17 protein-coding genes are annotated in these 14,503 nt (G+C 58.4%); 3 read left to right on the top strand and 14 right to left on the bottom strand.

All coding sequences use genetic code 11. The annotated features are described in order from the left end of the window. Positions 1-65 precede the first annotated feature (65 nt). Positions 66-764 (bottom strand): 50S ribosomal protein L1, encoded by a 699-nt coding sequence (rplA, locus tag ACR0NO_RS09940; protein ID WP_170375389.1) that lies wholly within the window; start codon positions 762-764, stop codon positions 66-68. Position 765: 1 nt separating this feature from the next. Continuing rightward, positions 766-1,215: a 50S ribosomal protein L11 gene (gene rplK / locus ACR0NO_RS09935; RefSeq protein ID WP_113791694.1), complete on the bottom strand. Its 450-nt coding sequence runs from the start codon at positions 1,213-1,215 to the stop codon at positions 766-768. Between the two features lie 240 nt (positions 1,216-1,455). Between rplK and ACR0NO_RS09930 the strand changes: the two genes are divergently transcribed. Next, positions 1,456-2,427, top strand: coding sequence for a hypothetical protein (locus ACR0NO_RS09930; RefSeq protein WP_480723834.1), 972 nt, complete (start codon positions 1,456-1,458; stop codon positions 2,425-2,427). 108 nt (positions 2,428-2,535) lie between these two features. Here ACR0NO_RS09930 and nusG read toward each other — a convergent pair whose 3' ends face one another. The 7 genes from nusG to ACR0NO_RS09895 all read right to left on the bottom strand — a co-directional run bounded on the left by nusG (position 2,536) and on the right by ACR0NO_RS09895 (position 8,792). Continuing rightward, entirely contained in the window at positions 2,536-3,069 is a 534-nt protein-coding gene (nusG, locus tag ACR0NO_RS09925) for a transcription termination/antitermination protein NusG (RefSeq protein WP_117872965.1), read from the bottom strand. 211 nt (positions 3,070-3,280) lie between these two features. Then, positions 3,281-3,478 carry a preprotein translocase subunit SecE gene (gene secE / locus ACR0NO_RS09920; RefSeq protein WP_050605011.1) on the bottom strand — a complete coding sequence of 66 codons (198 nt, stop codon included), beginning with the start codon at positions 3,476-3,478 and terminating at the stop codon, positions 3,281-3,283. 101 nt (positions 3,479-3,579) lie between these two features. Then, the gene (ccoS, locus tag ACR0NO_RS09915; RefSeq protein WP_170375394.1) at positions 3,580-3,738 is read right to left on the bottom strand and encodes a cbb3-type cytochrome oxidase assembly protein CcoS; all 159 of its coding nucleotides are present in this window, start codon (positions 3,736-3,738) and stop codon (positions 3,580-3,582) included. 5 nt (positions 3,739-3,743) lie between these two features. Then, positions 3,744-5,921, bottom strand: a complete 2,178-nt coding sequence (locus ACR0NO_RS09910; protein WP_480723833.1) for a heavy metal translocating P-type ATPase — start codon at positions 5,919-5,921, stop codon at positions 3,744-3,746. Between the two features lie 4 nt (positions 5,922-5,925). Then, on the bottom strand, positions 5,926-6,384 hold the full coding sequence (locus ACR0NO_RS09905; RefSeq protein ID WP_170375399.1) for a FixH family protein: 459 nt from the start codon (positions 6,382-6,384) through the stop codon (positions 5,926-5,928). A gap of 2 nt (positions 6,385-6,386) precedes the next feature. Then, a complete protein-coding gene (ccoG, locus tag ACR0NO_RS09900; protein WP_480723832.1) occupies positions 6,387-7,814 on the bottom strand; it encodes a cytochrome c oxidase accessory protein CcoG in 1,428 nt (475 codons plus the stop codon). 99 nt (positions 7,815-7,913) lie between these two features. Next, on the bottom strand, positions 7,914-8,792 hold the full coding sequence (locus ACR0NO_RS09895; protein ID WP_480723831.1) for a LysR family transcriptional regulator: 879 nt from the start codon (positions 8,790-8,792) through the stop codon (positions 7,914-7,916). Positions 8,793-8,891: 99 nt separating this feature from the next. Here ACR0NO_RS09895 and ACR0NO_RS09890 point away from each other — a divergent pair, with 99 nt between their 5' ends. Continuing rightward, positions 8,892-9,050: a hypothetical protein gene (locus tag ACR0NO_RS09890; protein ID WP_480723830.1), complete on the top strand. Its 159-nt coding sequence runs from the start codon at positions 8,892-8,894 to the stop codon at positions 9,048-9,050. A gap of 142 nt (positions 9,051-9,192) precedes the next feature. Here ACR0NO_RS09890 and ccoP read toward each other — a convergent pair whose 3' ends face one another. The 4 genes from ccoP to ccoN are packed head-to-tail and all read right to left on the bottom strand — an operon-like array spanning position 9,193 to position 12,621. Further along, entirely contained in the window at positions 9,193-10,056 is an 864-nt protein-coding gene (ccoP, locus tag ACR0NO_RS09885) for a cytochrome-c oxidase, cbb3-type subunit III (RefSeq protein WP_480723829.1), read from the bottom strand. Continuing rightward, positions 10,053-10,259 carry a cbb3-type cytochrome c oxidase subunit 3 gene (locus tag ACR0NO_RS09880; protein WP_170375409.1) on the bottom strand — a complete coding sequence of 69 codons (207 nt, stop codon included), beginning with the start codon at positions 10,257-10,259 and terminating at the stop codon, positions 10,053-10,055. Before ACR0NO_RS09880 ends, ccoP begins: the two co-directional genes overlap by 4 nt. A gap of 11 nt (positions 10,260-10,270) precedes the next feature. Continuing rightward, positions 10,271-10,999 (bottom strand): cytochrome-c oxidase, cbb3-type subunit II, encoded by a 729-nt coding sequence (ccoO, locus tag ACR0NO_RS09875; RefSeq protein ID WP_170375411.1) that lies wholly within the window; start codon positions 10,997-10,999, stop codon positions 10,271-10,273. 14 nt (positions 11,000-11,013) lie between these two features. Further along, positions 11,014-12,621: a cytochrome-c oxidase, cbb3-type subunit I gene (ccoN, locus tag ACR0NO_RS09870; protein ID WP_170375413.1), complete on the bottom strand. Its 1,608-nt coding sequence runs from the start codon at positions 12,619-12,621 to the stop codon at positions 11,014-11,016. Positions 12,622-12,814: 193 nt separating this feature from the next. Between ccoN and ACR0NO_RS09865 the strand changes: the two genes are divergently transcribed. Continuing rightward, positions 12,815-13,654, top strand: a complete 840-nt coding sequence (locus ACR0NO_RS09865; protein WP_170552559.1) for a universal stress protein — start codon at positions 12,815-12,817, stop codon at positions 13,652-13,654. A 73-nt stretch (positions 13,655-13,727) separates the two neighbouring features. Here ACR0NO_RS09865 and fnrL read toward each other — a convergent pair whose 3' ends face one another. Then, the gene (gene fnrL, locus ACR0NO_RS09860; protein WP_170375417.1) at positions 13,728-14,471 is read right to left on the bottom strand and encodes a transcriptional regulator FnrL; all 744 of its coding nucleotides are present in this window, start codon (positions 14,469-14,471) and stop codon (positions 13,728-13,730) included. Between the last annotated feature and the right edge of the window lie 32 nt (positions 14,472-14,503).

Below are 14,503 nucleotides of genomic sequence, written 5' to 3'. Positions count from 1 at the left end.
GCATCAAAAAACCCGAGCAGCTTGCGCTACTCGGGTTTCAAGGATTTCTACGTCTGCGTTAAGGCTTATTCGCCAGCTGCAGCCGCCACGTCCAGCGTCACACCCGGGCCCATGGTCGAGCTCAGAGCGATCTTCTTCATGTAAGTACCTTTCGCGCCAGACGGCTTGGCTTTCGCAACCGCCGAGATGAAGGCACGGACGTTTTCCGCCAGCTTGGCTTCGTCGAAGGACGCTTTGCCAACACCTGCGTGCACAACGCCACCTTTTTCGGCTTTGAACTGAACTTCACCGCCTTTGGCTGCTTCCACGGCCGCTTTCACGTCCATGGTCACGGTGCCAACTTTGGGGTTCGGCATCAGGTTGCGCGGGCCCAGAACTTTACCCAGACGACCAACGATCGGCATCATGTCAGGGGTCGCGATGCAGCGATCAAATTCGATGGTGCCGCCCTGGATGGTTTCCATCAGGTCTTCTGCGCCAACGATGTCTGCGCCAGCTTCTTTCGCTTCGTCTGCCTTGGGGCCACGAGCGAATACAGCAACGCGCATCGCTTTACCGGTGCCGTTCGGCAGGCCAACAACGCCACGAACCATCTGGTCTGCGTGACGAGTGTCAACGCCCAGGTTCATCGCGATTTCGATGGTCTCGTCGAATTTCGAGGTCGCGTTGCCTTTTACCAGGGCAACTGCTTCTTCAACCGACAGGTTTTCTTTGCCGGCGACAGCTTCGCGCGCAGCGCGGGTACGTTTACCGAGTTTTGCCATCTTACTTCACCTCGATGCCCATAGAGCGGGCCGAGCCCAGGATGATCTGCATTGCGCCTTCGACGTCGTTGGCGTTCAGATCTTTCATTTTGGCTTCGGCGATTTCGCGAACCTGCTTGGTGGTCACGGTGGCCACGGTCTCACGACCTGGGTTCTCGGCCCCACGAGGACGGTTACGCTTGCCAACCGGCTTCAGACCAGCCGCCTTTTTCAGGTAATAAGACGCGGGCGGCGTCTTGATGTCCATCGTGAAGGACTTGTCCTGATAATAGGTGATCACGGTCGGGCAAGGAGCACCTTGCTCCATGTCTGCGGTCTTGGCGTTGAACGCCTTGCAGAATTCCATGATGTTGATGCCGCGCTGACCCAGCGCCGGACCAACTGGAGGCGACGGGTTCGCCTGACCTGCAGGAACCTGCAGTTTCATTGTACCAGCAAGCTTCTTAGCCATTTGGTTTTCCTTTCAACGTAGGCAGGACGCGTCCCACCCGGTTTATGTTGCGTGGTCCGATCCGGGATCGCGATCCCTGAAACCTCCCACGAGAGAATCTCGCCCGAAGACGATAGAGGCGGCGTGTAAAGGGGAATGAGTGGGTTGGCAAGGGCATTTCGAATATCCACTTACGTACATCCAAACCGAACTCACAGTAGGGAATTCCAGCATCGCGCCAAATCTACTTCTGATTGAAGATTGCTGATAATCAATCAAACCATTTGCAAAAGGCAGCTTTTGTTCCCTCTGAATTCACCCACCGTCTTTTCGATTGCTCTAGCAGGCATCGCGTTGATTTCCGCGATAGCGTTTCGATTTGATTGGCGAGTTCGCGCTCCGCTCATGCTCGCTTCAATTGCTCTTCCCACGGGCTTCTTGGTGTACCACCCGATAGCGGGTCAATATGCTGGGCTAGGGTACCTCATTGTCATCCTGTCTTGCCTTGCCATGTTTGCACTTGGTGCCGGCTGGGGCAGTGTCGTGAGACTTTCGCGAGTTTCTCCGATCATATCCGTTTCAGCTCCGGTCATTGTAGCCTGCGCATATACGGGTCACGCCCTTTGGCTTCAGCACGTGCCAAAGGATTGCCTTAACGAAGACCTGCATGTTCGCATTGCTGGTGAAGTTGTAGTTCTACCACTGGAACTAAAACCCCGCCTCGAGATTGGGAATTCCGCAACCCATTTCGGAAGGATGGACCACAGATCTGGTTTTTCGAAAATATGCAGACTTAGCCAAAACGGCACACGAGCTATTGATATGGACGTGGTGTGGATAAACCCCGCATCCAATCATGCGGCTCTGACTTCTCTCTGTGAGGGCATTGATGAGCCTGAGTGGTGCGGTCGCTATTCCTCGTATCCGTACCGCCACGTGGGAAAGGTGCTGTTTGCGACTGAGGATGAACTTGGCTTTCCCAAACCGTATTGGAAAGAAGGAGGGTCGTTGAAGAATGAACGCCAAGGCGATCTGAACAAAGGCTCAATTTGTCTATTGTCAGACGTAGGGACAAAAACTCAATGCTGGGCTTGGCAGCCGTTTGGTGAAGGGTCGCGATTGACGGTCAGCACAAACAATCTTGACCCAATTTTTGTTGACATGCCCGTTGATGAAGCTCGCAATATGGCTCTTCAAGCCCTCAACACAACTCTCTCCATAGTCCAGCCGTAGGCTACCCGTGTGACTTGCGACACAGCAACCAAACCCAAGTAGTCCGAGGAAATGAAAACGCCCCAGTGTCTGTGGCACCGCGGCATCTGGAATTCTCCGAGAAGGTAATCAGCCCTGCTTGGTAACCTGCGTAAAGTCCAGCTCGACCGGCGTTTCCCGACCAAAGATCGAAACCGAGACTTTCAGCTTCTGGTTCTCGTCGTCCACGCCTTCGACCATGCCGTCGAAATCCTCGAACGGGCCGTCGTTGACCTTGACTTTCTCGCCGACCTCAAAGCTGATCATCAGCTTCGGCGCTTCTTCGCCTTCCTGAACGCGGTTCAGGATCTGGTTCACTTCGGCGTCGCGCATCGGCATCGGGCGGCCTTGGGGACCAAGGAAGCCGGTGACGCGGTTGATCGAGTTGATCAGGTGATAGCCCTGATCCGACATTTCCATATGCACCAGCACGTAACCGGGCATGAAGCGACGCTCGGTGGTGACTTTCTTGCCCCGGCGCACTTCGATCACCTCTTCGGTGGGAACCAGTACTTCGTCGATATCGTCCTCAAGGCCCTGTTCAGCCACCGACGTGCGGATCTGCTCTGCGATCTTCTTTTCGAAATTCGAAAGAACGCTGACCGAGTACCACCGTTTCGCCATGAACCTGTCGTCCTTGTTTGCCTTGGGCCAAGCCCCGCGTTGCGGGTTCGCCCTTTATTGAAATCCTGTCGCGGCCTGTCCGCGTGTTCCGGAATAAAAAGCGGCGCGCAGCCCGAATCGCCACACGCCCATTCCGAATAGTCTCGTGTGAACTACTCTGAGATTCCGCGCTGTGCAAGGGGGGCTGCGGTGTTTCCGCGCCTGAGGGCGGTTAGCTGAACGCGCCCAGGATCAGTTGCAAGCCGCCACGAATGCCCAGATCGACCAGAGCAAAGAATACAGCGGTCAGAGCAGCCATGATGAACACCATGACCGTGGTCAACAGCACCTCGCGCCGGGTTGGCCAGACGACCTTGGAAACTTCGGCTCGAACTTGCTGAATGAACTGGATCGGGTTGGTGGTGGCCATTTGGCGGGTTCTCTCTGCTAGCGGATAGGCCGGACATAGCCGGGCATTGCGGCAATTTCAAGGGCGGTTGGGATCAACTGTGATTTTGCATCCTCAGCCAGCTACTGCTTGGGTTTGTCGTCCCATTCATCGCTGAGGATACGGCGCGCATCGCCCTCGGGGTCTTCGTATTGGTTCGAGCGGACCGTGTAGACAAAAGCAACCAGGCCAATTCCGCCCAGAAACAGGGAAATCGGGATCAGATAGGCGAGCACTTCCATAACAGTTACCTCAGCCGCAGGGCATTCAAAGATACGGTAATCGACGAGGTCGACATCGCCAACGCCGCAATCAAGGGCGTTGCTAGTCCGATCACCGCCAGCGGCACCGCAATCACGTTATAGACCGTAGCAATCCGGAAATTCTCGCGAATCCGTTTCGTGGCTTTGACGGCAGTGTCGCAGGCATCCGCGATGGGGGACAGGTCCGTCCCCAGAAGAACGATATCTGACGCAACCCGTGCCGCATCCAGGGCCGAGGCCGGTGAGATAGACACATGCGCCGCCGCAAGGGCTGCCGTATCATTCAGACCATCGCCCACCATCAGGACCTTGTGGCCCCGTTCGCTGAGGTCCTGAATGCGCTGCGCTTTGTCCTGAGGCAGCGCTTCGGCAATCCAGTTCTCGATCCCCAGTTTCGCGGCCAAAGCTTTCACCGCACCGGTCGAATCGCCCGAAATCAGGATCACCTGCTTTCCAGCCTTGGCGAAGCCCGAGACCGCCTCAGCCGCGCCCGGTCGCGGTGCATCGGTGAACCGGTAAGCCACCGGCGCATTCGACCCAACCGACAGCCAGGCGGAAGTCTCGACCCCTTGATCCGCACCAACCCAAGCCGCGCGTCCCAGACGCACGCGCTGGTTTCGATACAGGGCCTCGGTGCCATAGCCCGGAACCTCAGTGATATCGCGCAGCGCGGCGGGTTTGATACCGGCCTCACGCGCGGCTTTGGCCAGAGCAACCGACAAAGGGTGCGCCGATGCTTCGGCCAGGGCCAGAGCGATCTCAAGATCGGCCGTGGTGTGATCGCCCAGATTGATCACCTCGGGCGCGCCTGAGGTCAGCGTTCCGGTTTTGTCGAAGACGACCGTGTCGACCTCGGCCAGACGCTCCAGCGCGGTGGCGTGTTTTATCAGCATCCCCTTGCGGAACAAACGACCCGAGGCCGCCGTGGTCACCGCAGGAACCGCCAGCCCCAGCGCACACGGGCAAGTGATAATCAGCACCGCTGCCGCGATATTAAGGGCCGTGCGCATGTCGCCGGAATAGATGTACCAGCCCACAAAGCTGAGCGCCGACAGGATGTGAACGCCAGGGGCGTAAAGCTTGGCCGCTTTGTCCGCGAGCGAGGTGTATCTAGACCGGCCGGATTCGGCGATGGCCACGAGATCAGCCATACGATGGAGGGATGTATCTTCGCCAACCGCCGTGGCGCGGATGGTCAGAGGGCCGGTCAGGTTGACCTCGCCAGCGCTGACGATCTGGCCTGCCTCAGCAAATACAGGCAGGGTCTCACCCGTCAGCAGGGAGCGGTCCAATTCAGACTGGCCTGAGACAATCTGGCCATCCACCGGCATCCGCCCTCCGGGCCGCACAAGGATCAGGTCTCCGACGGCCAGGGCGGATACAGCGACCTCTTCTTCAGAGCCGTCGATCAGCCGAAGGGCACGAGGGACCTCTAGCGCTGTCAGCTCCTCAGCCGCGGACCGCGCGGCGGCGCGGGTGCGGTAGTCTAAGTATCGACCTGCCAGCAGAAAGAAGGTTAGCGTCAGCGCGGCGTCGAAATAGGCGTGTTCGCCGCTCAGCGCTGTTTCCCAAAGCGACGTCACCAGCGCCAGCAGGATCGCCAGAACGATAGGCACATCCATGTTCAGCCGACGCACACGCAAAGCGGACCACGCGTTGGCAAAGAAGGGTTGCGCAGAGAAGGCGATCGCAGGCAGGGCGATCGCGGCAGAGATCCAGTGGAACATATCCCGCGTCGCGTCCGTCGCCCCCGACCAAACCGACACCGACAGCAGCATCACGTTCATCGAGGCAAACCCGGCCACCGCCAAGCGCATCAGCAGGTCGCGCCCCGCCTTGTCCGCACTTGTGGCCGACAGGGCTCCGGCATCCAGCTCATGCGCCTCATAGCCCGCTTGCTCCAGTACCGGGATCAGATCAGCAGCGCGCATTTCAGGCGCGGCTTTGATCATCGCACGCTTCAGGGTCAAGTTGACACGCGCGTCCTCCACCCCGGGATGGGCGTTCAAAGCCCGCTCGACATTGGCGATACAGGCCGAGCAATGAATACCCGGCAGAGACAGGGCGATCTGAACATCCTCAGGGATCGGCCGCGCAGGTTCCGCCGGGGCGGCGATACACCCCGGACAAGCCGCCGTACCTGAGGATAGCTGAGCCGTCACCGCCCTACCCTTTCACGTACAAAGGAACCCGCTGAGCGAACTCGGCCCCTGAATGATCGCGGGCGACCAGACGGATGTTCCAGTTCCCCTTGCCCAGCGTCGCAGGCGTTGCATAGGCAAGCCCGTCAAATGTGAAGTCGGGCGAGAAATCATCGCGCACATGGGTTGCACGGCCCACAACGGCCTGTAAGTCGGCGACTTGCACCGGCGCGCCGGTAGCGTCTGTGATGTGCAGGATCAGCAGACCGCCCGTGTTTTCAGCGCGTACTTCCCAACCCAAAGCTTGGTGTTCCTTCAGTCGGTCATTGAACTCCTGACTAGCGACGTAGGAGTTTTTGACCTCCAGCCCCGGGAAGGTTTTGACCGCGCTATAGGCCAGGATCAGGTTCACCGTGATGATCACACCAAAGGCACATACGAACACTGCAAGGGCGTGTTTACCGGTGAATTTCCGCTCGGACATGACTAGTTCCCTCGTCCGTTGAAGCTTGTGTCTTTATAGGCGCGCTCACCGCTGTCGAGGTCCTCTACCCAGATCCGAACGGCAGAAGTATCCGCGCGCGCAGGCCCTGTGTCAGGCGCCGCAGTAATATAGACCCGCACCAGTTGCGCAGTATCGGGGGCCACAGTAACAGTTTGCCCGTCAACGCCTTCGATTTCCAGTAGCATTGCCGGATCGCCGGTCAGAGACAGATTGAACGGACGTTCTTCGCCATGTTTGTTGCGCAGGCGCACGTCGTAGGTGTTGCGGATGGTGCCGTCAGACATAGTTACAAACGTCGGATTGCGCACAGGCGCGACCGTCAGGTCGATATCAGACCGGATGAACAGCGCGAACAGCAGCGCGAACCCGACCAGAGACCACAACGCGGTGTACATGATCGTGCGGGGACGCAGAATGTGTTTCCAGATATTCTTAGGAGGCTGACCTGCGCGTTCATGCGCCTCATCACTCAGCGCCATATAGTCGATCAAACCCCGAGGTTTGCCGATCTTGGCCATCATGTCGTCGCAGGCGTCGATGCAAAGGGCGCAGGTGATGCACTCCAACTGCTGACCATCGCGAATGTCGATACCAACGGGGCAGACATTCACACAGGCCATGCAGTCGATGCAATCGCCCAGCTCGGAATCGGCCGTGCGCTTGCCTTTGCCGCGCGGCTCACCGCGCCATTCGCGGTATCCGACGACCAGAGTGTCCTCATCCATCATCGCGGCCTGAATGCGTGGCCATGGGCAGGCATAGATGCAGATCTGTTCGCGCGCGAAGCCACCAAAAAGGAAGGTGGTGCCGGTCAGGATCAACATGGTCGTGTAGGCAACCGGGTGCGCGTTTCCGGTCACAAGATCACGCAGAAGGGTTGGCGCGTCGGCAAAGTAGAAGACCCAGGCTCCGCCGGTTGCGAGGCCGATCAGGAACCATGCGGCCCATTTCGTCAGACGCAAACGGGCCTTGCGGAGGTCCATCTTCTCTTGCCGGTGCAGGCGCAAGCGGGCGTTGCGATCGCCCTCGATCCAGCGTTCGACCAGAATGAACAGGTCGGTCCAGACGGTCTGAGGGCAGGCATATCCGCACCACACCCGGCCCAAGGCCGATGTGAATAGGAACAGACCAAGGCCGGCCATGATCAGAAGGCCCGCAACAAAGTAGAATTCGTGCGGCCAGATCTCGATCCAGAAGAAATAGAAGCGGCGGTTGGCAAGATCCAGCAGCACAGCTTGGTCCGGCAGGCTGGGCCCTCGGTCCCATCTGATCCATGGGGTGACGTAGTAGATCCCCAAGGTCACAATCAGGATAATCCATTTCAGGTTCCGGAACGGACCTGAGACACGCCGAGGAAAGATAGGTTCTCGGGCGGCATACAAGCTGGGGGCGGGATCGGAATCGCTCACTGGCTGGCTCCAAGGATGGGTCTTATGGAAGTGTGTTCTTCCAGATCATGGACGCGCAAACATTGACATGGGTCAAAACGCGCATCGGACAAACACCTTTTACCGCGCGTCACCCGCCTGCCGCCTCAACCAGCTGACAAATGTCTTTACCGCCGGTCTTAGAGGCGTTTTGGCCGTCAAAACGTGGTATCCGCTGCTTTCAGGTTCAGTATGGAGCTCGACAAGGCGGCCCGCCTTGATGTCCTGCTCGACGAAATGTCGCACCGTGGCTGTGACGCCCTGCCCCGCACGCAGCCCTTCAAGCAGCAAGGTCCCCGGCAGCGAGATGCGCCGCCCCTGAGGCGGATGATCCACTCCACGTCTGGCCAGCCAGGTCGAGGCCTCGGTGGTGCCGAACTCTTCCAGCCAAGGCAGCTGGCTCAACTCTTCCGGCGTCCAATCCGATCGACCGCCCAGCAGGCTGGGGGCCGCGACGACAACAAAAGGGGTTTCAAGCAGCATTTCGCAGTCCACACCGGGCCACCCTCCGGAGCCGTACCTGATCGCGACATCGACGCCGCCCGGCGTCAGTTCCACCAGATGCGGAGAAGGGTCGATCGTCAGGCTGATTTCAGGGTATTTGGCCTGAAATTCCGGCAATCGCGGCATCAACCACGAGGCGGCGAAGGTTGGTGTCAGAGACACGTGAACCGGACGGGCGCCGCCTGCGCTCATCACCTCTTCCACGGCTGCGCCGATTGAACCGAACCCAAGCTGCACGGCACGGGCAAGATGCACGCCTTCTGGTGTCAGGGAGAGGGACTTTCCATCGCGCCGGACCAGAGCGACACCCATGTGCTTCTCCAGCACGCGCAACTGCTGGCTTATGGCAGCGTGACTCACATTCAACGCAGCACCGGCCTGTACCACACCACCCTTCTCAGCAAAGGCCGAAAATGCGCGAAGGGACGAGAGCGGAGGCAGTTTCAACCAGTTCATATGTAATCCTAGCTTACATATAGAAATAGCAATTGGCTCGCATCCTGTACAGGGAAACATCATCCTAGACGCATACAGAAAACGCGAAAGGAAAGCCCCATGCTGAGTGTTTTTGCGAAATCGTTCATGACCGCGACACGGATCAACGAGCCCCATCTCAGGAACGCTCCGAAACCAACCCGCAGCAAAGCGCGCTGGTTGCCCGAGCATCATTGGTGGAAGAAACACCCGCGTACGGTCGATCTTGACGACCTTTGAAACGCGGCCTGTTCTGGATTGGCCAATGGCCCTATGATGGTTTTGGAAATAGGCACCGGCTGTTCAGGAAACGCGCGAACAGATGGAACAGCCGGTGCCGGGACCAAGGGGCAGCAAGCCGCCCCAAGGTATTCTTTTAGCCTTACTGACCGCCACCCAATTGGTGGACATAGGCGGTCACGGCGCGGATCTGCGCCTCGGTCAGGCGGGTATCCCAAGGGGGCATCACGCCAAAGCGGCTGTAGGTCACCGTTTCGGTCAAGGCCTCTTCGCTGCCGCCATAGAGCCAGATGGCATCTGTCAGGTTCGGCGCGCCCTGGAAGACGTCGCCTTTGCCGTCCTCGCCGTGACAAGCGGCACAATTGTCCTCAAAGACAACCTTGCCTGCCTGCGCGGCCGCATCGTCGGTCTGCGCATTGGTCAGCGACATCACGTACTGAACCACCTGAGTGATCTCTTCCCGTTCGAGAATTTCGCCAAAGGCCGGCATCTCGGAGTAGCGCGCATCGTCGCTTTCCTCGTTCCGGATCCCATAGCTGACGGTGAAATGGATATCCTCCATCGTACCGCCCCAAAGCCATGCGTCATCCAGCAGGTTCGGAAAGCCCGCCGCGCCCTGCGCGCCCGAGCCGTGACACTGCGCGCACCAGGTGCGGAACACGGCGCTACCTGCGTTGACGGCATATTGCTGCAACTCAGGGTCCGCCGAGATTTCCTCGAGCGGGGTTTCGACCAGCTTGGCATTCCACGGGGCGTTGGCCTCTTCGAACGAGACCAGCTCCTGCTGGACTTCGGCCCTAGATGACCAACCCATGACGCCTGCCGTCGCCGACTGAACCAGTGGCCATGCGGGATACATGATCGTGTAGATCACACCCCAAAAGATCGTGGCGTAGAAGGTCCACAGCCACCAGCGGGGCATCGGGTTGTCAAATTCTTCGATGCCGTCCCAGCTGTGACCGGTTGTATTCGGGTCACCCGGCTGTTTTTCAGGTGTCTTAGTCATTTCCGCGCCTCCTCGGATGTGGCGGGTTGGTCTTGCTGCGGTGCGGGTGCATCAACGTGCCGGAAAGGGATGTTGGCGGTGTCGCTGTATTCCTTGCTGGCGCCTGGGCGGAACACCCAGACAATGATGCCAACGAAGAAGGCGAACAGCAGAAGCAACATCCAGCTATCTGCAAACTGCCTCAGGAGAGTATATTCTTCCATTGCACCCTCCCTCAGCGGTTTGCGTCAGGCGTGAAGGTCGAGAAGTCGACCAGCGTGCCCAGCATTTGCAGATAGGCGATCAGTGCGTCAGCCTCGGTCAGGTCGGATTGACCATCGAAGTTGCGGACATTGACCTTGTCACCATAGCGCTCCAGCAGCCCGTCATAGTCGCTGTCGGGATCGGCCTGAGCGCGGAAGTCGGCTTGCGCGTTCTCCAGCATCTCGTCGGTGTAAGGTGTACCGACCACCGCATTTGCCGCCATGATGTCGCCGATATACTTGCCATCGATCTTGCGGTTTTCGAGGAAGCCATATTTCGGCATCACCGATTCCGGCACCACTGATTGCGCATCGCGCAGGTGGCGAACATGCCAATCGTCCGAGTAACGGCCGCCGACACGTGCCAGATCAGGTCCGGTCCGCTTGGATCCCCACTGGAACGGGTGGTCATACATCGACTCAGCCGCCAGCGAGTAATGGCCATAGCGTTCGACCTCGTCCCGCATGGGACGGATCATCTGGCTGTGGCAGACATAGCAGCCTTCGCGAATGTAGATCTCGCGGCCCGCCATCTCGAGAGGGGTGTAAGGGCGCATGCCCTCCACCTTCTCGATGGTGTTCTCAAGATAGAACAGCGGGGTGATCTGAACGATGCCACCGATGGTCACGACCAGAAAGCTGAAGATCAGCAGAAGGGTCGCGTTGGTCTCAAGCACTTTGTGTTTGTCAAGAATTGCCATTGCTCCGGCCTCCTTTATTCAGCCGGGACTGCGACGGTCAGGCTGGCCTCTTTGGCCGGTGCCTTACGCACAGTCATCCACAGGTTGTAGCACATGATCACCGAGCCAGCGAGGAATAGAACCCCACCCAGACCGCGAACCACATACATCGGGAACTTGGCGGCAACGGTGTCAGCGAACGAGTTCACCAGGAAGCCGTTGGCATCCACTTCGCGCCACATCAGGCCTTCCATGATACCGGTGACCCACATCGACGCGGCATAGAGAACGATGCCGATCGTGGCGAGCCAGAAGTGCCAGCTGACCATCTGCAAGGAGTACAGACGCTCACGCTTCCACAGGACGGGCACCAGATAGTAAAGCGCACCAAAGGTGATCATGCCGTTCCAGCCCAGCGCGCCCGAGTGTACGTGACCAATGGTCCAGTCGGTGTAATGGCTGAGCGAGTTCACCGCACGGATCGACATCATCGGACCCTCAAAGGTGGACATGCCATAGAAGCCAACCGAGATGACCATCATACGGATGATTGGGTCGGTGCGCAGCTTGTCCCATGCGCCCGAGAGCGTCATCAGACCGTTGATCATACCACCCCAGGACGGCATCCACAGTACGATCGAGAACACCATGCCCAGCGTCGAGGCCCAGTCAGGCAACGCAGTATAGTGCAGGTGGTGCGGACCGGCCCAGATATACAGGAAGATCAGCGCCCAGAAGTGGATGATCGATAGCTTGTAGGAGAATACGGGACGTTCGGCCTGTTTCGGGATGAAGTAGTACATCATGCCCAGGAAGCCCGCAGTCAGGAAGAAGCCCACAGCGTTGTGGCCATACCACCACTGGATCATGGCATCTTGCACACCCGACCAGACGATAACCGATTTCGAACCCCAGATGCTGACCGGGATGGTCATGTTGTTGACCAGATGCAGCATCGCGACAGTCACGATAAAGGCCAGATAAAACCAGTTGGCCACATAGATATGCGGCTCTTTCCGTTTGATGATCGTGCCAAGATAGACAGCCAGATAGGCGACCCAGACGATGGTCAGCCAAAGGTCCACATACCATTCAGGCTCGGCATACTCCTTGGACTGCGTGCCGCCCAGAACATATCCGGTAGCTGCCAGAACGATGAACAGCTGATAGCCCCAGAACACGAACCATGCCAGGTTTCCACCCCACAGCCGCGCCGCGCTGGTGCGCTGAACCACGTAGAAAGAGGTCGCGATCAGAGCGTTGCCCCCAAAAGCAAAAATCACCGCCGAGGTGTGCAGTGGACGCAACCGCCCAAAGTTCAGATAGCCTTGTGCCCATTCGAAGTTGAGCGTCGGAAATGCCAGCTGGAACGCAATAAAAGTTCCCGCCAGGAACCCGACCACGCCCCAGAAGGCAGTTGCGATCACGCCGTAGCGGATCACGCCGTCCATGTACTCGCCGGAGCGATCGACAAGAATATCTGGCTCATCCGTGTTTCGAAGCGTCCAGATGAACAGACCACCGGCGATGATCATCACCAGTATCGCATGCACCTGATACGCCAAATCGCGTGCATAATTGGACCCGATCGCGGCAAACAGCACGACCAGACCAAGCACGATCAGCTTGATGTAATTCGACATATTGCGTCCCTTTACCCTGCCCTGCGCGATTTACGTGCCGCACAGAACCTTTTTGACTGTGGTTCGTAATGTAGAAGAACGTCCTCTGCCGCTTTGATCTGAGTCAAGACAATCCGTTGTTTTCTGTGACACCCATAGTCAAGTGGAGGGGCGCTGGTCGCATTGGATCGGCTGCTCGAAAGACGAGGTCGATATGGCTTACAAATCAATTCTCACAATCATGACGGAAACTACGAATGCGCAGGCAGCGCTGTCTCAGGCGGTGGCATTGGCCGAGGCGCAGGATGGTCATGCCGAGGCCCTGTGCCTGGGCGTCGATCGCAGTCAGACAGGGTATTACTACGCCGGGGCGAACGCTCTTATCCTTCAGGAAACCCTCAGCCGGGCCAATGCCGAGGCCGATGAGTTGCTTAGCTATGCCGAGGATTTTCTGGGAAAAACCGGTGTGCGGTGGTCGGCCGAAAACGGAGTCGCCCAGATCGCAGACATAGGACGCCACGTTGCGCATCGGGCGCGGTTCTCGGATCTGGTTGTCCTTCCGCATCCCTATGGCGAAGGGCGCGGTGCCGAGGCAGAACCGATTGTCGAAGCCGCCATGTTCGAAGGCCACGCTCCGGTCATGGTAGTCCCAAACGCGGGGCAACCTGTTTCGAAACCCAAAAACATCATGATCGCCTGGAACGAAAGCGTCGAGGCCATGCGCGCGGTACGCTGCGCTCTGCCGTTTCTGAAAGAGGCCGATCTGGCACGTATCGTGGTGATCGACCCGCCACGCCATGGGCCCGACCGCTCTGACCCGGGCGGCATGCTGTCCCAGATGCTCGCGCGGCACGGTGTCCGGTGCGACATCGAAGTCCTCAGCAAAACCATGACGCGCGTGTCGGACATTCTGAACCGCCATGCTATGGACACGGAATCAGATATGATTGTCATGGGCGCCTACGGCCATTCTCGCTTTCGCGAAGCGATCCTTGGCGGTGCGACGCGCAACATGCTGGAACAATCGGCCGTGCCGGTCTTCATGGCGCACTGATCGCATACTGAACCAAAAAGCCGCCCTGCGGGGCGGCTTGATCACCTTGGTATATGGCTGGCAGATGGCGTCGCTAAACGAGGAACCCTCCGTCCGAGTCGTCTCCGGCCTCTTCCATCAGACGACCCAAATCTGGGATGGTCACGTGGCGCTTGCCTTCCAGCACGATAACCCCGTCCTTTTTCAGGGCCGAGATCTGACGGCTCACCGTTTCAAGCGTCAGACCGAGGTAGTCCGCCATCGCCTCACGCGTCAGCGGCAGGTCGAACACGAGCGGGCCTGACAGCCCTTTCTGCGTGATCGACGCATCCCTGCGCGCGATGATCGAAAGCAGGCTGGCGATCTTCTCCCGCGCCGTCTTGCGGCCCAGAACAAGCATCCATTCCCGCGCGGCGTCCAGTTCGTCCAGAGTCATCTGCAAAAGCCGATGCGCGATGTGAGGGGTCTCACTCAACAACCCTTCGAACGGCTTCTTGCGAAAGCAGCACATCACCACATCCGTGGTGGCCTGAACGTCATATGGCGCAGAATCACGCCCCGGACGCCCAACGAAATCACTGGGCAGCAACAGACCCACCATCTGGGTCCGCCCGTCCTCCATCGTCTGGGTCAGGGATGCGATACCCGACACGACCGAGCCGACAAAGTTCATCTGATCGCCGGACCAGATGATTGTCTGACCCGCTTCGAAACTGCGATAATATTTAATCTCTTCAAGGGACTGCAGCTCATCCGCATCGCAACGGGCACAGACGGCCCGATGACGAATCGGGCATTCGTCACAGTTGGAATGATCAAACTTTATCTCTACTGACATTCGCTTTCCTACTTGATCTCTATCAAAGCAAC

The organism is Ruegeria sp. CL3 (assembly GCF_056536505.1).
Note: the sequence above shows the minus strand (reverse complement) of the source record. Positions and strands in the feature narration are given on the sequence as shown.